This is a genomic window from Streptomyces sp. NPDC054872, from assembly GCF_053610705.1.
The window spans coordinates 173,711-196,685 of record NZ_JBSGYY010000016.1 but is presented as its reverse complement, the minus strand read 5'-3'; the positions used below and the strand labels follow the sequence as shown (position 1 = coordinate 196,685).

At 68.0% G+C, this 22,975-nt stretch carries 22 protein-coding genes; 19 read left to right on the top strand and 3 right to left on the bottom strand.

What is annotated here, in order from left to right; genetic code table 11:
• Positions 1-847: 847 nt before the first annotated feature.
• Together ACWGIH_RS21790 and ACWGIH_RS21785 are read left to right on the top strand one after the other, a co-directional pair.
• On the top strand, positions 848-1,570 hold the full coding sequence (locus ACWGIH_RS21790) for a 2'-5' RNA ligase family protein (protein ID WP_453451001.1): 723 nt from the start codon (positions 848-850) through the stop codon (positions 1,568-1,570).
• A gap of 225 nt (positions 1,571-1,795) precedes the next feature.
• Positions 1,796-2,827 carry an NAD-dependent epimerase/dehydratase family protein gene (locus ACWGIH_RS21785; protein ID WP_453451002.1) on the top strand — a complete coding sequence of 344 codons (1,032 nt, stop codon included), beginning with the start codon at positions 1,796-1,798 and terminating at the stop codon, positions 2,825-2,827.
• A gap of 3 nt (positions 2,828-2,830) precedes the next feature.
• Here ACWGIH_RS21785 and ACWGIH_RS21780 read toward each other — a convergent pair whose 3' ends face one another.
• Positions 2,831-4,165: a hypothetical protein gene (locus ACWGIH_RS21780; RefSeq protein ID WP_453451003.1), complete on the bottom strand. Its 1,335-nt coding sequence runs from the start codon at positions 4,163-4,165 to the stop codon at positions 2,831-2,833.
• A 301-nt stretch (positions 4,166-4,466) separates the two neighbouring features.
• Between ACWGIH_RS21780 and ACWGIH_RS21775 the strand changes: the two genes are divergently transcribed.
• Complete coding sequence (locus ACWGIH_RS21775; RefSeq protein WP_453451004.1) at positions 4,467-4,874, top strand: ATP-binding protein; 408 nt, start codon at positions 4,467-4,469, stop codon at positions 4,872-4,874.
• Complete coding sequence (locus ACWGIH_RS21770; protein WP_453451005.1) at positions 4,871-5,431, top strand: hypothetical protein; 561 nt, start codon at positions 4,871-4,873, stop codon at positions 5,429-5,431. Before ACWGIH_RS21775 ends, ACWGIH_RS21770 begins: the two co-directional genes overlap by 4 nt.
• Before the next feature lie 540 nt (positions 5,432-5,971).
• Here the strand turns inward: ACWGIH_RS21770 and ACWGIH_RS21765 are convergent.
• Together ACWGIH_RS21765 and ACWGIH_RS21760 are read right to left on the bottom strand one after the other, a co-directional pair.
• The gene (locus ACWGIH_RS21765; protein WP_453451006.1) at positions 5,972-6,454 is read right to left on the bottom strand and encodes an SAM-dependent methyltransferase; all 483 of its coding nucleotides are present in this window, start codon (positions 6,452-6,454) and stop codon (positions 5,972-5,974) included.
• A 72-nt stretch (positions 6,455-6,526) separates the two neighbouring features.
• The gene (locus ACWGIH_RS21760; RefSeq protein WP_453451007.1) at positions 6,527-7,915 is read right to left on the bottom strand and encodes a Tat pathway signal protein; all 1,389 of its coding nucleotides are present in this window, start codon (positions 7,913-7,915) and stop codon (positions 6,527-6,529) included.
• A gap of 275 nt (positions 7,916-8,190) precedes the next feature.
• On the opposite strand from ACWGIH_RS21760, the gene ACWGIH_RS21755 reads away from it, so the two are divergent.
• The 15 genes from ACWGIH_RS21755 to ACWGIH_RS21685 all read left to right on the top strand — a co-directional run bounded on the left by ACWGIH_RS21755 (position 8,191) and on the right by ACWGIH_RS21685 (position 22,927).
• Positions 8,191-8,601: a DUF6415 family natural product biosynthesis protein gene (locus ACWGIH_RS21755; protein ID WP_453451008.1), complete on the top strand. Its 411-nt coding sequence runs from the start codon at positions 8,191-8,193 to the stop codon at positions 8,599-8,601.
• Entirely contained in the window at positions 8,598-8,834 is a 237-nt protein-coding gene (locus ACWGIH_RS21750) for a hypothetical protein (RefSeq protein ID WP_453451009.1), read from the top strand. The genes ACWGIH_RS21755 and ACWGIH_RS21750 overlap by 4 nt, the downstream gene beginning before the upstream one ends.
• Entirely contained in the window at positions 8,827-10,344 is a 1,518-nt protein-coding gene (locus ACWGIH_RS21745; protein ID WP_453451010.1) for a sensor histidine kinase, read from the top strand. The genes ACWGIH_RS21750 and ACWGIH_RS21745 overlap by 8 nt, the downstream gene beginning before the upstream one ends.
• Before the next feature lie 78 nt (positions 10,345-10,422).
• On the top strand, positions 10,423-10,938 hold the full coding sequence (locus ACWGIH_RS21740) for a roadblock/LC7 domain-containing protein (protein WP_453451011.1): 516 nt from the start codon (positions 10,423-10,425) through the stop codon (positions 10,936-10,938).
• Positions 10,935-11,348 carry a DUF742 domain-containing protein gene (locus ACWGIH_RS21735; RefSeq protein WP_453451012.1) on the top strand — a complete coding sequence of 138 codons (414 nt, stop codon included), beginning with the start codon at positions 10,935-10,937 and terminating at the stop codon, positions 11,346-11,348. Before ACWGIH_RS21740 ends, ACWGIH_RS21735 begins: the two co-directional genes overlap by 4 nt.
• A gap of 52 nt (positions 11,349-11,400) precedes the next feature.
• Entirely contained in the window at positions 11,401-11,985 is a 585-nt protein-coding gene (locus ACWGIH_RS21730; protein WP_453451013.1) for a GTP-binding protein, read from the top strand.
• On the top strand, positions 11,985-12,626 hold the full coding sequence (locus ACWGIH_RS21725; RefSeq protein ID WP_453451014.1) for a GAF domain-containing protein: 642 nt from the start codon (positions 11,985-11,987) through the stop codon (positions 12,624-12,626). The genes ACWGIH_RS21730 and ACWGIH_RS21725 overlap by 1 nt, the downstream gene beginning before the upstream one ends.
• Before the next feature lie 86 nt (positions 12,627-12,712).
• Positions 12,713-13,966 carry an acyl-CoA dehydrogenase family protein gene (locus ACWGIH_RS21720; RefSeq protein ID WP_453451015.1) on the top strand — a complete coding sequence of 418 codons (1,254 nt, stop codon included), beginning with the start codon at positions 12,713-12,715 and terminating at the stop codon, positions 13,964-13,966.
• 642 nt (positions 13,967-14,608) lie between these two features.
• A complete protein-coding gene (gene fxlA, locus ACWGIH_RS21715) occupies positions 14,609-14,785 on the top strand; it encodes an FxLD family lanthipeptide (protein WP_453691689.1) in 177 nt (58 codons plus the stop codon).
• Between the two features lie 106 nt (positions 14,786-14,891).
• Positions 14,892-15,023 (top strand): FxLD family lanthipeptide, encoded by a 132-nt coding sequence (locus ACWGIH_RS21710; protein WP_390149965.1) that lies wholly within the window; start codon positions 14,892-14,894, stop codon positions 15,021-15,023.
• Between the two features lie 35 nt (positions 15,024-15,058).
• Positions 15,059-15,238, top strand: coding sequence for an FxLD family lanthipeptide (locus ACWGIH_RS21705; protein WP_453451016.1), 180 nt, complete (start codon positions 15,059-15,061; stop codon positions 15,236-15,238).
• An 86-nt stretch (positions 15,239-15,324) separates the two neighbouring features.
• The gene (locus tag ACWGIH_RS21700; RefSeq protein WP_453451017.1) at positions 15,325-18,426 is read left to right on the top strand and encodes a lantibiotic dehydratase; all 3,102 of its coding nucleotides are present in this window, start codon (positions 15,325-15,327) and stop codon (positions 18,424-18,426) included.
• Entirely contained in the window at positions 18,413-19,672 is a 1,260-nt protein-coding gene (locus ACWGIH_RS21695; protein WP_453451018.1) for a lanthionine synthetase C family protein, read from the top strand. Before ACWGIH_RS21700 ends, ACWGIH_RS21695 begins: the two co-directional genes overlap by 14 nt.
• A gap of 17 nt (positions 19,673-19,689) precedes the next feature.
• On the top strand, positions 19,690-21,780 hold the full coding sequence (fxlM, locus tag ACWGIH_RS21690; RefSeq protein WP_453451019.1) for a methyltransferase, FxLD system: 2,091 nt from the start codon (positions 19,690-19,692) through the stop codon (positions 21,778-21,780).
• A 1-nt stretch (position 21,781) separates the two neighbouring features.
• Positions 21,782-22,927, top strand: a complete 1,146-nt coding sequence (locus ACWGIH_RS21685; protein ID WP_453451020.1) for a hypothetical protein — start codon at positions 21,782-21,784, stop codon at positions 22,925-22,927.
• Positions 22,928-22,975: the final 48 nt, after the last annotated feature.

Genomic DNA, 22,975 nt, shown 5'->3' with positions numbered 1-22,975 from the left:
AGCGAGGAGCCCTCCAGATGACGCTGGCTCTCCCGCCACTCCGTCGCGTACTCCTCGAACCGCATCGCCCCATACTTCGCAACACGAACCGCCTTACCCTGGCTCCAAGGTGCCGCTCGTTTCGCTGCGTAGACATCCGCCAGTCGCGAAATCGCACTCTCTTGTGACGCGTACCCAGATTCCTGGGTTTGCCGCCCGCCCACTGCCCTATATCTAATCTTGTATTGATGACCACACTTAGACCACCGGTCCTTCGCGTGCTCACAGTCCTTGAAGAAGGTCCCCATTCCGCGAGCCAGAGTTCTTGCAGCCAATGCGCTAGCACCACCTAATCAACTGATACGAAACCGCAAACCTTAGAGCAGACCGCCCTGCGCCCATATGTCACTCCACCCCTTTTCGCTGACGAATCCACGACTTCACCTCAGACTCCTTGAATTGCAGCTTGGCATTCCTACCAAGACCAAACCGATAGGGAACAAGGCCCGAACGCGGTCCACTCTTGTACACCCAAGAGGCAGACATATTTATGTACTTCGCCGTCTCCTTGACGCCCATGAATCGCTCCACAAAGATCCCCAATGCATCGCATAAAAAATGTCCATGCCACCGGGGAGCAGGCGGATGCGATACACCGCTTTCACCGCTGATCTCAGGAGCACGACTCATCCCTTAGGGTGCGGAGAATCGCCGGTTTGGCTAACCGGCGATCGTCGGCTATGTTGCGCGCAGCATCGGAAGATCCCGACGGCTTCCACGGCTGGCTGCCCTGAACTACCGGCCGTCCAGGCGGAACCCGACGCGCGACCGTGACCGACGGCCCGAGCCTCCAAGGAGACCTCTGGTGATGACCCCGCTGATCGACGACAGCAGGGCCTTCCCCGCGGCACCGCCTGCCGATCTGGACGATCCCCAGAAGATTGCTTCGAACGACTGGGACGCCTTCCGGGCCGTCGAGAGGATGACCAATCACTGGGACAGGCCCGGATGGTCTCCGAGACACCGGGCCTACTACTGGATGCTGGCCTTCCCCGAGGAGCTGGAGCTGATCGCCCAGGCATGCTCGTGCCAGCGGGCTCTGGCCGGCCTGGCCATGGACGAGGTGCCCCAGGACGGACTGCACATCACCATGAACAAGATCGGTAGCTGCGCGGACGTCGAACCCGGCACTGTGGACGCCCTCGCCCAGCTGGCAGACGGCACGCTCGGTGACGACTTCGAGATCCGCGCCGAGCCCCTGGCCGGATCCACAGGGGCGATCCGCTTCAGCGTCACGCCGTGGACACCGCTGGTGGAGCTGCACGCCGCCCTCCACAGAGCCGGACAACTCGCCGATGTCCCAGGCGGAAAGCCGATTAGTCTCTTCCGCCCTCACCTCGGAATTCTCTACAACAACCGGGTCCGGCATGCCGGGCCCGTGATCGACGCCGTGGCCCTTCTGAGGAACCGCCCGTCCATCGCGCTCCCGGTTGAGCGGGTCGACCTCGTCGAACTGCGCCGGGAAGAACGTATGTACCGATGGCGCGTCCTGCACAGCCTGGCTCTGGCAGACCGATCGCTCTCCCGCTGACTCCAGCGGCGCAGCCTCGCCACGCGAACGCTCCGAGCCTTGAGCGCAATCTCGGCCGCTTCCACGTTCGGGGATCGATGCACCATAGGTCGTAGCGGTCATCCTCAGAAGTGTCGAGGACCCTCCGCTCCCGAACACTCACCGCGGGCACCAGTCCTCCTCGTGCCCTACTTCGGCATGAGGGGATCGTGGCGAGGCCGTATCGCAACGGGCATGATCAGCCTCATGAAGATTCTCGTGCTTGGTGGGACATGGTTCTTGGGGCGAGCTGTTGCTCAGGCCGGACTCGATCGCGGATGGTCCGTGTCGGCATTCAACAGGGGGAGGTCAGGCACGGCACCGCAGGGGACACGGGAGGTTCACGGAGACCGGACGGTCCCTGAAGACCTGTCGGCACTCGCCCAGCACGGCCCGTGGGACGCCGTGATCGATACCTCTGCCTCCGAACTGGCACCGAGGGATGTGTTGAGCGGCGCAAAAGCGCTGGAGCCCGTGGCCGGGAAGTACGTGTACATCTCCACGGTCAATGCGTACCGAGGGTGGCCGAACGAGCCGTTGACAGAGTCGTCCGAGGTTCTCGACGGGCCCGCTGAGGCCGACGCTGACTACGGGCGACTGCCTGCGAACTGGGACGGCCCTGACTGGTACTACGGACGGCAGAAAGCGGGGGCTGAGCGTGCGTCGCTGGCAGCTTTCGGCGCAGAGCGCGTGTCGGTCCTCCGACCGGGGGTGATCTTGGGACCAGGCGAGTATGTGGGGCGTCTCCCCTGGTGGCTGCGTAGGGCAGAGAAGGGCGGATCAATCCTCGCTCCGGGCGAGCCGGACAAGTCCATTCAGCCTGTGGACGTCCGAGACGTAGCGGCGTTCGCGCTGGACCAGGCCGTCGTAACGAGCGGCGGAGCGTTCAACGTGACGGCTCCTGTGGGCCGCGAGACGATGGGGGGCTTCCTTACAGCTTGCCTGGAAGCGACGGGGAGTGCGGGACGCCTTGTCTGGGCACCAGACGGCCTCCTGATCGAGCACGGGGTGCAGCAGTGGACCGAGATGCCGCTCTGGCGTACGCATGCCGGCGTGTGGAACATCGACTCCTCTGGAGCGCAGGCCGCTGGCCTGCGGTGTCGGCCCTTGGCTGACACGGTTGCTGCCACGTGGGAGTGGATGCAAGGCGGTGGCACACCAGTTGAGCACCCGCGTTGGGCTGAGCACGGCATCTCGATGGTGAAGGAGGCCGAGATCCTGGCGAGGCTGGGAGCCTAAGCGTCAGCTCTCGATAGCCAGCGGCGTGGTGGCGCCGAGCCTGTGCGCTGTTGCCGCCGCGCTGTACTCCTCGATCTGTTCGCCGAGTGTGCTGGCCTCGGCGGCGCCAGCGAAGGTGGGATGGCAAAGGCCGGAGCGAACGGCGGCCAGACGCTCCAGCGTCCCCGCGCCACGCCATACCGTGGGCACTTCGAAGACGGGGCCCAGAGCGTCGTGGGCCCCGTCGAGTTCACCGCGCAGGAGCCGGGCTCGGGCGAGATCCACCGACGCTTGGGTCGAGATAAGTAGAGGGCGCTGGTCTTCGGGCCTACTGCCCAAGAGGTGCAAGGCGCTATGCGCGGCTGCCTCTGCCCCCTCAGCGTTGCGCAGCAGCAAGTAAGTCGTGGCGTTACTCATGGCAACGCGGTCATCCGGGAACCCGAACTCGCCGCCGATGTCGTCGTGGAGCTCGTCTCGAGCCCCGGTCTGGTGTTCAAGAGCGTTGCGTACAGCGCGCTCTGCTGCGGCTGGATTCCCCAGGTGCCCGTACGCGCGGCCTTCGATAACGGACAGGCGGGTACGCGCGGTGTCGCCGAGCCCTCCGAACTGCTGCGCTGTGTGTACGAGCCGCACGGCTTCGGATGGGCGACCGCCCCAGTACGCCAGGAAGGCGAGCGCGCCGTGAGCATATGCCTGGAGAGGGCCGTGCTCGATGACCTGGCCGTAGAGCGCCGCGGTGCGAGACAGCGATACGGCCGTGGGCAAGGAACCGAGGTCGAAGGCGATCGCGGATAGCAGAGCTGCGGACTGACCGGCGGCGAGGTATCCGCGCGTTCGCTGGCGGGGTATCTGGGTCCGCTCCAACAGGGACTGGGCAGTGTCCAGCAATTCCTTGGCGCGACGATAGACCTCAATCGGTGAGGTGCAATTGTAATCCCGGGCCAGGTCCACCACGTCGTCGTCCAGCTGGTCGAGCGTCATGTCTGGAACGCTGAGGGAGGCGGCGTCACCGGCGTGTGCGGCTGCGTCCCGAGCAGTCATTGCAAGTTCACTTTCGTTGAGCGCAAGTATGTGGATTCCGGGCGGGGCCGGAGGCAGATCGGTCGGCGGGTCCAAGAGCTGCCGCGCGGAGTAGCCGAACATGCGCTCCAGGATCTGCGGGGCCGGTTGATTCGGGAGCCCCCTGACGCGACCTGAGGTCCATCGACGGAAGGTCTGCTCCTCCACCGTCGCGGTAGAAGGTGACTCACCGGATGCGGCTGCGGCCTCCCGGGCGGCCTTCTCATAGGCCCGTCTGAACATGTCATACGTCCAGCCCCGCTCACGAACCAGCACTTGGAGCAGTGTCCGCGCGTCCATGGCTGACGCTTCCTTTCCAACCGATGTGTTCACCGTGGGGCCGAAGCGGCTTTGGTAACCCCACAGCCACTATTGCCCAACCCGAACCGTTAATAGGGATCTTGAGCGCAAGTGGGGTCCAGATGACACGTCGGTGATACCCGCGTCACCTGATGCCGTGCGAGGTGGCACTCGCCGCGACATGGCGAACCTCACGGCACGACGGGAATCTTGATCTCCCCTCGCCGTTCGGGATGCGCATCGAACCCGGCCGGCGCAGGTCGGTCCACTGGGGATTCGACGCCAGGGCGATGGAGGAGCCATGACCGTCATGGCAGAGGCAGGCGCAAAGCAGTACAGGCAAGAGATGACCGTCGACCCGAACAAGCTCGGAATCGTGCGGCGGATCGTCACCGCGCACGTCCGGTGCTGGGGTTGGGCTCCGATGGCGGACGCGGCAGTTATGTGCGTGACGGAACTGCTGTCCAACGTGAGCAAGCACGTCGACTCCAACGAGTGCGTACTTCTCCTGCAGTCGTCTGCGTCCGGTGTGCGGATCGTCGTCAGTGACGACAGTCCGGAGCTTCCCGTGGTGCGCACGCCGGACTGGGACAGCGAAAGCGGCCGAGGGGTGTTCCTGCTCAGTGAGACCGCTGACGCCTGGGGAGTCGACCCGACCGGCAATGGCAAGGACGTGTGGGTCGAGTTCCGTAGGGGAGGTGCCGCATGACCACCTCACCAGCTCTCCAAGCCGGAACCGCCGACCGCTGCCGTGACACCGGGGCCAGCGGTGGCATGACCTACGCCCCCACCCGGCTTCCGATGGAGAGACTCACTCCGGACGCCCGGATCGCCATCCGTATGCTGCAGGATGCCCTTCTTCGCGACGAGGAACTGACGGCCGACCTGGACGCCGTTCTCGGCGCCTCAGCGGGTCCCACGGGTGTAGCTGGCGCCAAGCGTCAGCTGAGCCGGCAGGCCAAGCCGTTCCGTCCGCATTCTCCCGAATTAGAAACGGTGGCCGAGTTAGGCCGCTCCGTCACCCGCCTGGACCGAATGCTCTTCCATCTCGTGGCCATCGCCCGAGAACGTGAATGGAACCCGCCGTACCCGAGCGTCGCAGCAGCCATCGCACGAGCCGAGTGTGTACGGGCCAAGCACAAGAGGCCAGTTGGCGATTTCGCGACCGACCAGACTCACCTGCGGCGCCTCGCGATGGCGGCCTCTGATCTCCTCGACCTGCTGGCCGATGATGACGGGGAGGCCAGTGATGACACTGCCGCGTAAATTCTGGTGCCATGCGGACTACGTCGGCCCCGCGTGCGACGGCCTAACTCCGCAGAGCGCGCTGACTCCCTACCCAGGCCACGCGATCACCTGGCTGCGCGAATCCGTGAGGGATATCGCGCCCCAACTGGATCGTGAGTCTTTCGCGTCCGCCTGGGCCTGGCTCGGTGACCACCAAGGTGTCGGAGTGGCCACGTACGAGCTGCGCTGTGGGCGCCCGTATGGCTTCAGGCTCCAAGCAGAGATCCACCGTTGGATGTGGACCGCGCACCTCGTCACCGTGCTGCCCGTCGTCGACCCATGTCTCGTATCCACGCCGCCACGATGCGAGTTCGCGTCATGCGTTGCGATCAGGCCACCGCCGTGACGGTGCACTCCATGCTCATCCACCGTCCACGTGACCGCTTTTCAGCTCGGAGCCTGACAATGACCAAGGAACCACTGCGGCCGGACAACGTGGTCCACGTTCCGCATCCCTGCGCGCGGGCCCTGGTGGCCGCCCCTGCGATGGGCACCGTCGAAGAATTACGGGAATTCGGGCTACGGACGCTCCGAAGCGTCCAACCAGTACGTGGCCAGCATCTCGCCCGGCCACGCTGGCTGGCGGACTCCGCTTCGAGGCCCCATCTCCACGAAGTACGGCGCCAGGTCGATGACCGGCGTCCCGTCGACGGCGTCAAGGTCCGTGACCATAAGGTCCCGCCCGTCCACTCTCTGCAACCGCGGGTAGCTGGTAGCCAGTTGGTTCGGCCTCCGGTGGTTGCGGTGCCCGAACGTGCCTACCGTCGGCCACCTCGGATTTCCCCTGGGGCTACGCGTGTGCAACTGGACGTCTTCCGGCCGCGCCAGGTGGAAGCGCCACGTCACCGTCAAGTGGGAGAACTCCTCGATACCCTGCAGCGTTTCGAGGGGGTACGCGTCGTTGAGCCGGATGACAGATTCGACCCCGCCCTGGTAGTCGTCCTGAACGCGGGTGTGCCCCCCGACCACCGTTGCGATCGATTCGACCTCGTACGTCGCCATCGAGGCTTGTTCCTCTCCCTCAGAGTTGCACATTCGGTAGTCGTCACTCGAAGCGACGGGCCTGCTCCGTGGTCAGCCTATGTTCAGCAGCATCTCCCGTGCTCGGCGGTCCAGTTCGGCGACATGGCGTCCCCCGCGTTGCCGAACGGGCGAGAGGTCGCTCTGCATCCGAACGATGACATCGCGGGCGCGGCCAGACTGGACGCCGTCCATGGCATCGAGAGCTTGGCCCCAGGTGGCGCATGCCTCATCGAGGCGTCCTTGCTGGACCTGAACAGCGCCGAGGTAGCCGAGCGTAACGCTGTGGGTACGGGCGTATTGCTGCGGGCGGCGGGTGGCAACGCTGCGCCGGAAGTGGATCTCCGCGTCGCGTGGCTGGCCCATGTCGCGCAGGGCGCAGGCGGTCTCGTGGGCGAGGGAGGCTTCCTGGAAGAAGCCCACGCGGCCGGGCGCTTCGTCGTTGTCGGCGCGGGCGAGGTCCCGCTCCGCGCGGCTGATGGCAGCGAGGGTGCCGGGCCGATCGCCGTCGGCCGCGAGCGCTCGGGCGTGGACGATGGCGAGCAGGGCCTTCTCGCGGTGGCTGGCCTGGCCATAGCGGTCGCGGGACATGGAGGCGTCTGCCAGGTCGAGCGCCCTGCGCGGGTGCCCAAGGTCCACTGCTTGGTGTGCGAGGGCGCGCAGAATGTGGCCGCCGAGGGGTCCGTCCTCGGCTTCGGCTGCGATGCGGGCGGCAAGGGTGAGGTAGCGCTGGGCCGTGCGGTGCTCGGAGGCGTCGAAGGCCATCCAGCCGACGAGGTAGGTCATCTCCGCAACGGCGGAGTACGTGTCCCAGCGGTGCCGGTCCGTGTGAAATCGACTGCCGAGCAGGAGAACTGCTTCGTCGCGCAGGTGGCCGGCCAGGGCCGAGCGCCCGGAGGCTCCGCCGCGCTGCTGGTCGCGCGCGGAGTAGAAGTTCGTGAGGTGGCGGACGTCGTCGATGTCAGCCTGGGCCACCAGCCGGGGCGAGACTGCCCTGCGCCTGGCTGCCGCGGCAGGAGCGGCTTCCCACCACGAGGCGGTGGGCAGGACGAGTCCAGCGGCGGAGTACGCGGCGGTCGCCAGCAACTTGCGTCGGTGCATGTCCAGATCGTCGCTTCCCAACTCGGCCAGCACGGTCAGAGGGTCGACGCTCCAGTCGGAACCGCTGTCGGTCGTGTCTGTCGGCTCTTCTTCCAGCCCGAGGTCTGCCAGAGTGAGGGGGCGGCGGAGCCTGCGGGACAGCGTCTCGCGCAGGATATGCCGCGCTCTTCTGCCGGGCTTCGTGCCCTGGACCCACATGGCGATGTGCGAGCGGGAGACTGCCTCCAGCTCCCGTACGGCGCTCTCCGCGGCCACGCGGGCGACCGCGGCGGCTGCTTGGGGCTGGGACCAGCCCGCTTCCCGCAGGAGTTCGGCGAGGGCGACGTTTCGCTCACGGGCCATGGACTGCCCCTCGGTTCCGAAATGATCATTGACGCCTTTGACGGCCTTGGCGGCCATGCAGGCATACCCCTCGTCGGGGATTCACGGTTCGCTCAACGTAGCGGCCAGATCACTCACTTCGCACGTCAACCGTCGGTATTCCACCGCGTACCCCAGTCAACATGGCTGGTCCAAACAGGAGTTGCGCCATGCGTCTATCGCTGTTCCTACGTCGGGAATCCTGTCACCGCGATGGGCGAGGCAGGCGGGGCCACATCACCAAGGAGTCGGCTGATGTGCAGCGAGATCAAACGGTGGCCGCGGCGGAGACAGTGGCGCTCGTGTTGGGCGAGGACTCGCCGCTGCCGGAGAGCACCAGCGACGTGGAGGAGCTCGCGCTGCTCCTTCGCGGTCACATCAGCCAACTTGGGATCGTGGCGCCGCCTGAAGCATCCGCGCTGCGCGGCGCGCAGCAGCTCGCTTCGGCGGGTGTCCCCGACGGCTACATGCCCAGCAGGGTGCATCTGGTCAAGCTGGCCGAAGCAACCCAGGCACTCATCGCTGTCGTGCAAGCCCACGGCGCTGACCCCGCGGAGCCGACGCGCAGACGGCGTTGGTGGAAACCGCGGATCAACATGCTGCGCGGCCCCGTCTTTGCTGTTGCCTTCGCCTGCTGGATTCTGGCCGCGTCCGCGCCCCGGGCATGACCGTCACCGGGGCGATTCTGATCGCACTGATTCTCGGCCCGGTGGCGTGGCTGGTTCTCCGCGGTGGTCGAGCAACCGGTCCCGCCGCTCGACAGGACGAGGACCCCGCACCGGGGCTCGATCGCGGTTCCGGTGCCCCGTTCGACATCACGCAGGCCGCGCCAGACCTGCAAAGACCTGACGTCGCAGCACGCTTAGCCGCCCCATCCACCGACGAGGATCCCCATGCCTGACAGCACGTTCCCGACACGGCCGGCCGCTACCGGCCGCCGCAGACGGCAGCCTCCCCGGCTCGATGCATTCACGGTGCGCTGTGTCCGTCGTGCCGTGGCACTGCCCCTGCTTCTTGTTGCGGCGCTCCTGGGTGCGGCCTTCACCGTCGGGGTGACGTCCGCGGTGGCTCTCGGCTGGCTCCTGGCCGGTCTTGTAATCGGGCTGATCGGAGTCGCGCTGGTGGCGGCCCGTGGAGCGCAAACGGCCGCATGGGCCGTGCAGGCAACCATTGAGGAAGAACGGGCAGCTGAGCTGACAGCGGTCGCGGGGGCCGCGGCGGCCGTCGAGAAGTCGGTGCTGTGGTCGGCAGACGAGCTGTGCCGAGGGGCACGGCCGCCGCTGCCGGACAACCAGATGCCGCAGCCGGCCAGTCCGACCGCGGAGATCGGCAAGGCTTTGAGCGCACTCCAAGTACAGGCCGTCGCCTCGCTGATACGCGTGCACGACGAGTCCCAGTCCGTCGTCCTCCTGGAAGTGCTGCGCCGCCTGGCCATGCGGGAGCACGCCCTGGTCGGGAAGGCACTGGAGGCATTGAGCCAGCTGGAAATGCTGACCGACGACCCGGAGCTGCTGTCGAAGGTCTTCGAGATCGATCACCTCGTGACGCGGATGCGTCGTCAGGTGGAGAGCACGGCGGTGCTGGGCGGGCAGTCCCTGCGAAGCGTGCGTCGGCCGGTTCCCGTCACGACCGCGCTGCGCGGTGCGATCTCCGAGGTGGTGCAGTATCCGCGTGTGGCGGTCGCGGCCGGATCCGTGGGTGCCGAGCTGGGTCTTCCGGGACATGTGGGTCCAGACCTGACGCACCTCCTGGCAGAGCTGATCGAAAACGCCTGCGAGTGCTCCGATCCGACTACACGGGTGACCGTGCGAGCCCAGCGCGTAGCGAACGGGCTGGCGATCGAGGTCGAGGACCGCGCCATCCCCATGCATCCGCAGACACGCGCACAGATGAACCGTCTGCTCCAGGCGCCTGACGAGGTCGACGTCAGCGGTCAGGTACGCGCGGGACAGCTCGGCTTGCTGGTCGCCGCGAAGATCGCCCAGTCGCACGGGCTGTCCGTTCTCCTGCAGGAGAACACGACGGGGGGGACCACCGCCCTCGTCGTCATTCCGGCAAGGCTCCTCGTAGCGGTTCCTTCCGGGGGTGCCGCGGGCGCCCGGGGCCGAGAAGCACGCCCCTCCGCGCCCCCACCGCCGCGGCAGGATGCTACGGGGGCGGCCGACCCGTCGGCAGGCCAGGTCACACGCCCGATCGCCATGGGAGCACCGGAAGCGTCAGGTCACTCTGCTATCGAGCCCGCCCTTCCGAGACGTACGCGCCGGCCCGGTTCATTCCGTCCTCCGCTTGAGCGAGAGCAAGCCCCTGCGAGCGCGGCGACGCCAGGGCTCGCAGCCGCTTTCCGTAACGGCATCGAGGCCGGCGGGACCGTTGGTTCTCCTCCAGCTTCGGCAGAGCAACCCAGGCCCTGACCATCGCCCGTTCCCCCTCTGCGCGTTCCCGCTGGCCCGGGTATGCCGCTGGCCCTTCCCCCTTCTGGAGCGATTCCTATGAGCATCCCCCCTGAGATGAACGACGCGACCGGCGTCGCGCCCGCATCCGAGGCGACACCAAGCGGTCAGCGGAAGGACATGGCCTGGCTGCTGCTGCAGTTCGCCGCCGAGGTTCCGGGCGTCACGCACGCCGTCCTGCTGTCGCGAGACGGTCTGCGCCTGCTGGACAGCGACGTCGACAAGGATTGGGCGGACGAACTATCGGCCGCGCTCAGCGGAGTGGCCTCCCTCGCGGCGAACATCACCGGTCCCAGCCACAAAAGGAGCCCGGCCAGGCAGGTCGTCATCGAGCGAGAGGACCGCCTGTTCTTCGTCCAGAGCGCCGGTCGCAGTGCGGCCTTCGAGGGACATCCCGGCAACGAGCGCGGCGTGGTGGACACGGTCCTCGCTGTCGTCACCACCGCCCACGCGGATGCCGGAACCGTCGGATTCGAGATGGGGCGCCTGGTGCAGAAGTTCGCCCCCTACATGCACATCCCCGTCCGCGTCGGCACGGGTGATGAGGTCCGGTGAGCACACACGGCGGCGCTGCTGAGGATTCGACGTTCGTGCGGACCTACACGCTGACGCGAGGGCGCACCCGGCCACGGCACCTGCTGGCCCTGGACACCGTGCTGGACACCGGAACCGGGCGGCCCGGCCCAGGCCAGGCCGAGGAATGCGCAGAGATCCTCGCCCTGTGCCGCGAGCACCGGCGTTCGGTGACCGAGCTGGCGGGACGACTCGGCCGCCCCATCACCGCCGTCAAGATCCTCGTCTCGGACCTCCTGGACGCTGACGCCCTGGTCGTTCCCGTCACCGCTGCCTATGCCGCATCCGGCACAGATGCGGAAGCGCGCCCCTCCCCACAACTGCTGGCGGCCCTCTCAGCGGGCCTGAAAAGGAAGTGGCCCAATGCCATCGCCTACCCCCAGGCCGGATAACCCGGCCGTGGTACTGCGGACTCCATCGCCCCCGCACGCCGGTGGATCGACCGTGCTGAAGGTCGTGATCGCCGGGGGCTTCGGTGCGGGCAAGACCACCGCCGTGGGCGCGGTCAGCGAGATCACGCCGCTGAGCACGGAGGAGTACCTGACCGAGGCGAGCGCTGACGTGGACAGCCTGGAGGGCGTCGAGGCCAAGCAGACCACCACGGTCGCCTTCGACTTCGGCCGCCTCAGCCTCCCCGACGCGCCCATGCCCCTTGAGCTGTTCCTGTTCGGCACGCCCGGCCAGGACCGGTTCATCAACCTCTGGTACGACCTCTCCCTCGGAGCCGTAGGTGCGGTCGTCCTGGTCGACACCCGCCGCCTGGAAAGCAGCTTCACCCCCGTCAGCTTCTTCGAAGACATCGGCCTGCCCTTCGTCGTCGCCCTGAACCAGTTCGACGGAGCCCACCGCTACCACCCCGAACAGGTCCGCACCGCCCTCGAACTGCCCGCCTCCGTACCGGTGGTCACCTGCGACGCCCGCAATCCGAGCCACGTCGCCGGCGTCCTGCTGACCCTCATCGCCCACGCCGAGAACGCACCGGCAGACCCCATCCGCCGCACACCCACTACCACCCTCCAGGACGCCTGATGGCATATCAGCCCAACGACCCACACCTCGTACCGCAGACCGCCGCAACCACACTGGTGCTGCCGCGACGCGGCAGCCGGGACGTCGCCCACGGGCCGTCCATTGCGGCCGGCGACGCCGTCACCGGCCCGCAATCCCAGCAGGCTGCCGAGCTGGCGCAGCGGTATGAGCTGCTGGAGCACCTGGGCGTGCCCACCGCTGCCAGCGAGGACTTCGACGAGCTGGCCCGCGACATGGCCACGCAGGCCGGATTCCTGTACGGGTTCGTCAACCTCTTCTTGGAGAAGCAGACCTTCGTCGGCCTGCACCAGCCACCCGCGGACAGCGGGTACGTCATCATCGGCCGCACCATGAGCCGCGACTACGGCTGGTGCCCGAACGTCATGGCCCGCAAGAAGGCCCTCCCGCTGCACGACGTGCACGCCAGCCCGCGCTTCAGCGGCAACCACGTGGTCGACGCGGTCGGGATCCGCTCCTACTTCGGCGCACCGCTCATCCATGACAGCGGCATCGTGCTGGGCACGGTGGGCGTCATCGACCCCGAGAAACGGCCCTTGAGCCAGGCTCGACGGATCAGAGACATCACCATCAGCACCGGCGCCCAGGTGATGGGTCGCATCGCCCACGCGCCCGTCCGCTAGGCGCGTTCACCACCCCCACCCGGGAGCCGCAGGCGATCCCCGGCCGCTCCACCGTGTGACCTTCAACCAGGGAGAGGGAGACGACCATGCCCGCCATACCCAGCACGCCGCCGCCGGCGCTGCGCCCGTATCTCACCGCCCGCCACGATCTGCTGTGGGACGAGGTGGACGCCTTCGCGGCCGAGCACATCGCGCCGCGAGCCGTACGGATGGAGGCCGCTCCGGGCCGGGTGGAGCGCAAGGTCGCCGATCTGATGGCCGCACGGGGGTGGTTCGCCGTCACCGTTCCGGCAGCCTTCGGCGGTCTGGGCGCCGGCCATGTGGCCAAGACGGTCCTGGTTCACCGCATCGCCTGCGTCTCGGCGGCTGTCGCGGCCATCTTGCAGGCCACCCTGATCCCCGTCGGCGCCTTGTTGCACTTCGCCACGGATGAGCAGAGGGGCCGCTGGCTGCCGCGGGTGGCGGACGGTTCACTGCTCTTGTCGATTGCCGTGACCGAACCGCAGGCTGGCGGGCACATCGGCGGCATCGAAACCACGGCCGAGCGGACTGGCGATCAGTGGGTAATTACCGGCAGCAAGGTCCACATCGGCAACAGCCATCTCGCGGGAGCCCACCTCGTGGTCGCCCGGACCGCCGAGGCTGGCGTGCGTACCTCCCAGGCACTGACCGCGTTCATGGTCGAATCGGACCGCCATGGGCTCTCCGTCTCCGACCACCGCCCCGGCCTCGGCCTGCACGGTTTCTCCGCCGGCCGCCTCGACCTCGACCGCGTCCGAGTGCCCACGGACCACGTGGTCGGCGAGGTCGGCCAGGGGCTGAGCGTTGCCCAGAGCAGCAGCATCCTGTACGGCCGTCCAAACCTGGCCGCGGTCAGCCTGGGGATCCACGAGGCGGTTGTGGCCACCACGGCTGCTCGCCTCAAGGCACGCTCCCGCTACCGGGGCGCTCTGTCCGATCTGCCGGTCCTGCGGGACCGCATCGGTGGTATGGAGGCTCGCCTGCGCGCCGGACGCATCCTGGCCTACCAGTCCGTACACCTGCTCGACCAGGGCTTGTCCTGCGACGCCGACCTGATCAACGCCAAGTACCTGGGCCACCAGTGGGCCATGACTTCAGCCCAGGACGCCATGGAACTGCACGGCGCCCACGCCCTCGACCGCGACTACGTCCTCCAGCGCCTGTGGCGCGACATCCAGCACACCTACCCGCCCGCCGGAACCGGCGAAGTCCAGCGCATACGCCTCGCCGACGCCGCGCTCAACGAGGACCACATCCAGTGGTCCGAACGCCTCGCGGCCCAATCAGCCTGGGCACATCACGGCTCGACCGCCGCATGAACTCCAAACAGGACCTCCGTGGGTCCAGCCCGCCATCCATCGACACTCCAACGAGAAAGCCGCCCTCATGACCGCCCCAGCATCGAAGACGTCGCTCACCCCGTCTGAACAAAGAACCGCCCAAGCCTTTGTGAACGGCAAGACGGTGCCCGACATCGCGGCAGGCGCGACCATCTCGCCCCACACCGTTCGCGGGCGTCTCTACGTCATGCGCAGGAAGCTGCACTGCCCCGACCGCTGCGCCCCTCACATTGTCATCCACCGCATCATGAACGCGGCAATAGCGACGCCCCCCGGCCCAGCACCCCGGCACCGGCACTTGGCGAGCAGCAGATGTCACTGCTGTAGGCCATCACCGAGAACAGCACGCCGTTCCAGATCTCGCGCGGGGCAGGCATCCCCTCCGGTGAGGTACACGCCGCGATCGACGAGCTGCTGTACCTCACCGACGCTGCGGACACTGCAGACCTGGTCCGACGAGCCTACGGATGTGGGCTGCTGGCCAGTGAGCAGCCCTCTGCCGCTGTGAACGGGGACGGCCGGTGACCGCCCTGACCGCACCCGCAACAGAACCCTTGCAACAGTCCTCGCTCGCGTCCGCGTACGTCCTGCGGCCCGCGAGCGGGCACGGGCTGGGAGTTCATCGCGAGCCAGTTTTGCCGCGCTCGCACCAGTGCTGGGTCCTGCAGGAGGGCGGGCACGTCGGCGCTCGACATCAGCGCCATCGAACCCGGTGAGAGTGCCGGGGTGAGTGCCGCTTCCGATGGCGGATGCGGCTCGACGTGCAGCGGCAGCGCCTGCATCTCCAGCAGCTCCTGACCACACCAGACCACCGGCACGGTGCACCTGCCGTGCCGGCGCCGCCCACGCGGCACGTACCCCGCGGCTCGATGGGAGCCGTGCACACCTACGGAGGTAACAGCAAATGGAGAACGACGACTTCGACCTCGACATCAGCGTCCTGGAGTCCGGCGACGGACAAGCCGCGCTGATCAACCTCACCGACGACGGCTGCGGCAGCACCTGCTCCAGCCCGTGCGCCACCAACGTGGCCTGAGCATCTTCCCGCACGACGAGTAGGGAGAGATCTACATGAACACCAACACGCTCAAGGACCAGGTGCAGTCCGCGAACACCGCGACGGACGGTGACGCATTCGAGCTGGACATCAGCGTCCTGGAGTCCGGTGACGGGTCCGCCTCGCTGATCAATCTGACCGACGACGGCTGCAAGCCCAGCTGCAACGGGTCCTGCGCCACTGCCGTGGCCTGACCGCAAGAACGGACGATCTACCAGCCCGCGCGGGCTCCTGCCGCGCGGGCTGGCACTCCCGACACGTCACGCTCCAGGGAGGGTGCATGGATTCCAGGATGGACAAGCCGCTGTACCGGTGTGCGGACACGACGCTCGTGCGTGCCGCACGTTACTCGCGGCTGTCGCTGCCAGCGTGGCCGGACCTCACCGACGACACTCCGGCCCGACGGGTTCGGTGGCAGGCGTGGCTTGGTGACGTCTGGTCGATGACCGAGGTCGCCGACACCATCGAGCAGGCAAGCCCCTTGCTCGCCCAACAGGTCGAGACCCTTTGCTCGGCGGCTCGGTCCGAAGCCCGTCCGCTACGCCGCGCTGTGGTGTCCGTCATGCGGTACGTGCTGCGGATGACGGGCCGAGCGACTCCCAACGGCCTGTTCGCTGGCATCGCACCCGCCTCCTTCGGAGCACGGCCAGGATGGACCTGGGGCGAGTGTCACCGTGCCGTCGTACGGGCCGACGGCGACTGGATCGCTGACCTGATCGCCCGCCTGGAAGCAAGCCCCGACCTCCTGCAGCATCTGAGCGTAGTGAGTAACAACACCGCCTACGTACGCGGCGACCGGCTGATCGTGCCCTACCCGCCCCGCTCGCACCGCACCAAGAACAGGGCCGCGGCGGAAGTGTCCCTCCGCTACACCGCCGCCGTACGGATCGCCGTCGAAGCCGCCGCCTCGCCCAGCCCCTTCCACACCGTCGCCGAACTGGTGAAGGTCAAGTTCCCCGACGTTCCCCATGGCCGGGCAGAAGGACTCGTCACCAGCCTCGTCCAGCGCGGTGTGCTCATCAGCAGCCTGCACGCTCCCTCCGCCACTCTCGACGCTCTCGACCACCTGGTCCGACAGGCCGAGGCCACCGATAACCCGCCAACAGCAGAGCTTGTGGCCGATCTGCGAACGGTCCGAGACGCCATCAACCAGCACAACCAGGCCCGCGTCACGGAGGACGGCCGACGCCTGCGCACCGCCTTGCGCCAGAAGATGACGGCCTTGAGCCCTGCCAAGGCTCAGCCCCTCACGGTGGACCTGCGCATGGACTGCTCACTCACTCTCCCTACTCAGGTTGCCCGCGAGGCCGAGAAGGCCGCCACCGTACTGGCCCGGCTTACCGCGTATCCCTTCGGCACTCCGGCGTGGAAGGACTTCCACAACCGGTTCTTCGAGCGGTACGGCATCAACGCGCTCGTACCTGTCCGGGATGTCGTGGACCCGGACGTCGGCCTCGGGTTCCCGGCCGGATACCGCGATGCGGAACCTGAACAGCGTGAGTCCCTGACCTCCCGTGAACAGCGGTTACTCGCCCTCGCACAGGCGGCCGTGCTCGACGGTCATAACGAAATCTGCCTGGACGAAGAACTGATCCGCACGCTGACAGTCGGAGACCCGGACACACCGCAAGTACCGGCCCACACGGAGCTGCGCTTCCAGATCCACGCCACCTCACAAGACGCCCTTGCGGAAGGCGACTTCACCCTCCACGGCATCGCGCCCTCCCGCGGAATCGGCACGACGAGCGGCCGAAGCCTGGGGCTGCTCACACCAGAGGACCAGGCCCACGCCGCCACCGTGCTGAGGGAGCTCCCGGTCAATGCGCCCGGCTCGTTGACCGCACAGGTCTCCTTCGCTCCACTCGACCGTGGCGACACCAACGTCACCCGCGTTGCCGAACTCCTGCCCGCCGTCATCAGCCTGGCGGAGCACCGCCCGATGGACGAACGCACCATCCCGCTCGACGACCTCGCTGTGGGCTGCGACCGCCGCAGGCTCTACCTCGTCTCCCTCTCCCGCGGGTGCTTGCTGGATCCCATGACCCTGCACGCGCTGGACCTGCGTGGTCACGCACCTCCTCTGGCGCGCTTCCTCACCGAGATCAGCCGTTCCCAGTGCGCCGTCCTGACCGTCTTCCCGTGGGCATCCGCCACGGCCCTGCCGTACTTGCCACGCGTGCGCTACGGACGCACGATCCTCTCGCCAGCCAGGTGGCGGCTGGACCGATCGGAGTTGCCCGGCCACCGGGCCTCTTGGGAGAAGTGGCTCAAGGCCGCCGCCGAGTGGCGCACTCGCCGCCAAGTGCCCGACGCGGTCACGCTGGCCGAAGGTGACCAGCTCCTACCGTTGGACCTATCCGACAGCGCGCACCTCGCTCTACTGCGTGCTCACTTGGACACCAACGAGTCGGTTGTCTTGACCGAAGTGGTTTCCGATGGCGGCTGGTTCGACGGGCGGGCCCACGAGATCATCGCCCCGATGACGGCCACCCGCCCGCCGCAGTGGCCGGACGTTCCGCCCGTGACCGCTGACCAGCTCGTTACCCGCGACCACGGTCACCTTCCAGGCACCGCACCGTGGCTGCTGGTCAAGCTGTACGGGCACGTCGAGCGTCAGCCCGAGATCCTTGCCGACCACCTTCCCGGACTCCTCGCCCAGTGGGACGAGCCTCCGACGTGGTGGTACATGCGCTACCGCGACCCCCGATGTCACCTGCGACTGCGCATCGCAGTGCCCGGCCCACAGGACTTCGCACGAACCGCCCAGCGCGTGGGCGCGTGGACGGCCGGACTGCGCCGCGCCGGACTGCTCGCCGACCTGCAGTTCGCCACCTCTTACCCGGAAACCGGCCGGTGGGGCACCGGAGCACTGATGGGCCTGGCCGAAGACGTCTTCGCCGCAGACTCCCGCGCCCTGGCCATCCAGTTCGCCCAGCGGGCCCGCCCTCACCAACAGGCGCTCATTGCAGCGCACTTCGTCGCCCTCGCCGCCGCCTTCACCGGCAGCACCGCCGGCGGAATGGACTGGCTGATCGCCCACGGCCGGATCACCGACCCGCGCCCCCTGGACCGGGCGGTGCTCGGTGAAGCGGTACGTCTGGCCGATCCGAACAACGGCTGGGCGGCCCTGCGCGCAGCCCCCGGTGGCGCGGCCATCGTGGCCGCCTGGAGCGAGCGCGACGAAGCCTTGGCCCGCTACCGGCAGTTACTGAATGGATCCCGTGGCATCGACCCGGACCTCGTTCTCGACTCGCTGCTGCACGCCCACCACATCCGCGCCGCCGGCATCGACAAGGACGACGAGCGCATGTGCGTACGGCTGGCCCATGCCGCGGCAATGGCCTGGACCCACCGAGGAGGAGATCGTCATGGACCTGCGTGAGAGCGCACGGGTCGCCACCGACACCATCGCGCAGCGGCTTGCCGCACCGCAGGACGTACGGGCACTGCGTCACCGACAGGGCTGGTGGCCGCAGTCCCTCGCGCACGGCGCAGTCGGTGTCGCATTGCTGCACATTGAACGAGCCCGCACCGACCAGGGGCCGTGGCAGCGCGCACACGACTGGCTCGCCTGCGCCGCAGCAGAACCTGCCGTCGGAGGCCCGGACAGCCACCTCTACTACGGGGCGCCCGCTCTCGCCTTCGCCCTTCATACCGCCGCGGACCGCCCCGGACGATACGCCCGCGCCCTGAGCACCCTCGACCAGTACGTCACCACGACGATCCGAGACCGGCTCGACGGCGCCCATGCGCGCATGGACCGGGGCGAGATGCCCGCGCTGGCTGAGTACGACGCGATCCGGGGCCTGAGCGGGATGGGTGCGCTCCTGCTGCACCGCGACGTCCACCGCGACGTGCTGCGGGGGATCCTCGCGTACCTGGTCCGGCTGACCGAGCCGGTCAAGCACGAGGGTGAACTCCTGCCCGGCTGGTGGAGCCACCTCGCCCCCTCTGGCGAGACCTCCCCGGACTACCCGGAAGGGCACGCCAACAACGGCGTCGCCCATGGCATCGGCGGCCCCCTCGCCGTGCTCTCCCTCGCGGCGCGCCGCGGCGTCACCGTCAACGGTCACCTCGACGCGATCACCCGTGTTCTGGCCTGGCTCGACGAGTGGCAGCAGGACAGCCCCTCCGGCCCGTGGTGGCCGTACTGGATCACCCGCCAGCAGCTGCGATCCGGCGCGTCCGGCCCGGGGCCCTCCCGGCCGTCCTGGTGCTACGGGACCGCGGGGTTTGCCCGCATCCAGCAGCTCGCCGCTCTCGCCCTCAACGACCCCGCACGCCAGCGCAGGGCCGAGACCGCCCTTCGGCGCGCGATGACGGACCCCGGCCAACTTGGCGCGACCGTGGACGTCTCCCTGTGCCACGGCTTCGCGGGCCTGGCACACATCACGCAACTCGCCGCTGCCGACGCCATCACCCCCGGCCTCACTGAGTGCCTGCCCCGACTCCTGGCCCCGATCACCGCCACCGCGCCCGGCACACTGGCGGACTCCCTGATCAACCCTCCCGGAGGCGGGGACATCGGACTCCTCGAAGGTGCCGCAGGCACCGCCCTCGCCCTCCACTCCTTCCACACCGGAACGCCCTCCGCATCCGGGTGGGACACCTGCTTCTTGACCAACTAGCCCTGAAACGAGGAAACATGGCAGCGGACGAATGGCCGCAGCGCCTCATCCGGTTCACCGACTGGAGCCGCGCGGAGGACACCGCCGTGGAGCATCTGCTCCCGGTCCTGACCGCCCGGGACTCGGAACTGGACCAATGGTCGTTCCTGCGGAAGTACCCCTGGTGGCGGTTGCGGTACCGCCCCGCGTGCCCGGACTCCGCGAAGGTCCTGGACGGTGCCCTGGACGAGCTGGTCAGTGCCGGCATCCTCGCCTCCTGGGCACCGGGCATATACGAGCCGGAAGAGACCGCCTTCGGCGGTCCGGCCGCCATGGAGATCGCGCACACCCTGTTCCACCGTGACAGCCGCCATCTGCTGGACGAGCTGGCCCGCGAGCAAGCTGTGAGCGCGCCTGGGCTCGGGCGTCGCGAGCTGGCGGTCCTCCTGCTCAGCGTGGCGATGCGTGCGGCGGGACTCGACTGGTACGAGCAGGGCGACGTCTGGGCGAAGATCGCGGCCGAACGCCCCGGCGGCGGGATCAGCGATCGGCAACGGCACAGGGCCGCTGTCCAGCGTCTGATGACGGTCCACGTCAGCACCACCAGCCACAGCGTCACCCGGGGCCGGCTCGCGCCGCTGGCCGAGTGGATAGCCACGTTCGAGTGGTTCGGCCAGCAGCTCGCAGACCTCAACCGCCAGGGCTGCCTGGAACGCGGACTGCGGGCCGTGATCGCCCACCACGGCATCTTCCACTGGAACCGTCTGGGCCTCCCCGCGGAGGACCAGCACACCTTGTCCACACTCGCGAAAGAGGTAGTCATGGGAACGAACGACAACGCCGCGTCCAGCCGAACCGAGGAGGCTCCGAGCACTACGGTCAAGGCGGTGAACAGTGACACCATCGAAGCCAGTTCAGCCGACCGACTGCGTACCCAGCTGATCGACCATCTGGTCGAGCAGGGATGCGTGCGCACGCCCCGTGTGGAAGAGGCCATGCGGACCGTGCCCCGCCACCTCTTCGTCCCCAACGCCCCGCTGGAAAAGGCGTACGGGAACGCCCCGGTGAACACCAAGCTCGACGAGAGCGGCGCTTCCATCAGCTGCGCCTCCCAGCCCGACATCGTCGCCATGATGCTGGAACAACTCGACGTCGAGCCCGGCCAGAAGATCCTGGAGCTGGGGGCCGGCACGGGCTTCAACGCCGGCCTCCTCGGCTACCTCGTCGGGGAGAAGGGGCACGTCACCACGATCGACGTGGACGAGGACATCGTGGACGGGGCCCGTGGCGGACTGGCCGCCGCCGGCATCCACAACGTGGAGGTGATCCTCGGAGACGGAGCCGTGGGCCACGCCCCCAACGCGAAGTACGACCGCATCGAAGCCACCGTCGGCGCCCACGCAGTGCCCCACGCCTGGCTCGACCAGCTCGCCCCCGGCGGACGGCTCCTCACCCCGCTGCGTCTGCGCGGCAGCGTCTCCCGCTCGATCGCCTTCGAGAATCAGAACGGAACCTGGCGCAGCGTCGGCAGCCAGATGAACACATTCATGCCGTTGCGCCAGGGGATCGCCGACGACCCGCGCGTCTTCGTCCCCCTCGATCCCGACAACACCGTCACCCTCGTCACCAACGGAGACCAGAAGGTCGACGCGGACGCCCTGGCCGACATCTTCCGCACGCCGCGCACCGAGGCGTGGACGGGAGTTAGCTTCCGGGGACCGGAGTCCGCGGAGTACCTGGAGCTGTGGCTCGCCTGCACCATGCCGAACGGGCTGAGCCGGATGCCCGCCAAGGCAGAAGCAGCCGAGAAGGGGCTGGTCACCGCACCCTATCCGTCCTCGACCGCGGTCTTCGAGGGCGGCACACTCACTTACCTCACGCGGCGTCCTGCCGCCGAGAAGACCCCCGACGGCGCCACTCTCTACGAGTTCGGCGTCATCGGGCACGGCCCCGACGGTGAGTCTCTCGCTGCCGACGTCGCGGACCAGATCCGCACCTGGGACCGGGACTTCCGGGCACTCGACGTCGGGTTCGAGATCCAGCCGCTCGACACAGCCCCGCTCGCGCCGAAGCCCGGTCGCTTCGCCTTCGACAACACGCTGAATCGCATCGTCATCGAATGGCTGTGACATGGACGTCGGCCAGATAGCACAGCGCTTCCCGCTTGTTGCCCGTCCACGTCCGGCCTGCCCGCCCCTCGCCGATCGGGTCCGCGAGATCAGCGACCTCGCTCGCGCCGCTGAGCGCGACAGTGAGGTGGCCTCCGCGACCGTCGCCTTGAACAAGGCGGCACTCATCGCGAGCGACTGCGGCATGCCGGACCTGGCGCGCACTCTGTGCTGGCGTCACACCGAGGTCTACCTGCGCGCTCAGCCCCTGAGCGCGCAGGAGGCCCGGTACGCCCTGGAGCCCCTGGTCAACCTGGCCCGTCTCCGCATCCGCGACGGCGACGGCGACGGCGCGTATCACCTGCTCAACTCCCTGAATCGGGCGGTGCGGTCGAAGACAAGCGTGGTCATCGACGGCCGCACCCTGTCCTTCCATCAGCTCACACACTCGGCGGACGAGCATCAGCAGGTGTGCCAGTGGCTCTGGACGGTCCTCCTTGGCGACGGAACCCGCGCCCTCGTCGCAGCAGGCCAATGGGACCGCGCACAGGAACACAGCGAGCAGAATCGCGGAGTGGGCCGGCGCCTCTTCGACGGACGTCAAGTGCAGGTGCTCGTTCGCTGCCTCGATGGGCAGACTCGCCAAGCGCTGGAGTTCCTGAACCAGAGCACCCCGACTGAGGGCTGGGAGCACTCGGTCGCATCCTGCCTCGCCGTGCTCTGCCACGCCGTAGCCGGCGAGCATCCGAGCGGCTCCGTCGAGTCCATGATCACCCGCTACTTGACCCTTGACACACCCCCAGAACTGGCTGTCTTCCGTACCCGTTTGGGACTGGCCGTGCTCGATCTCTCCCCACGTTTCCAACAGGCCGAGGCGCTGAGCCGCCTCACCCGCGAGGCGGCGACGAGTGGCGACGCTTATGTCGCGCGTGACGTCCTCGCGCATCCCGTGTGCTTCCAGGAGATGAGCCTCTACGAGCGCCGTACGTTGTCGGTCGCAGTCGCCTCGGCTGGTCTCGGACAGGGCCATATCCCCGACGGTCTGGAACAGGACTTGCAGAACGCTGCATCGGCCTCCGTAGCTGTGTGCGAGCGCCACAGTGCCTACCGGGCCAAGTGCAACTTGTCTCGGTCGCCGAGGGGCGGTGCGCCGAATTCGGTGGTGTGACGTCCGCCCCCCCCCGCCCGGCAATCCCCCGGAGGAGTTACCTCAACC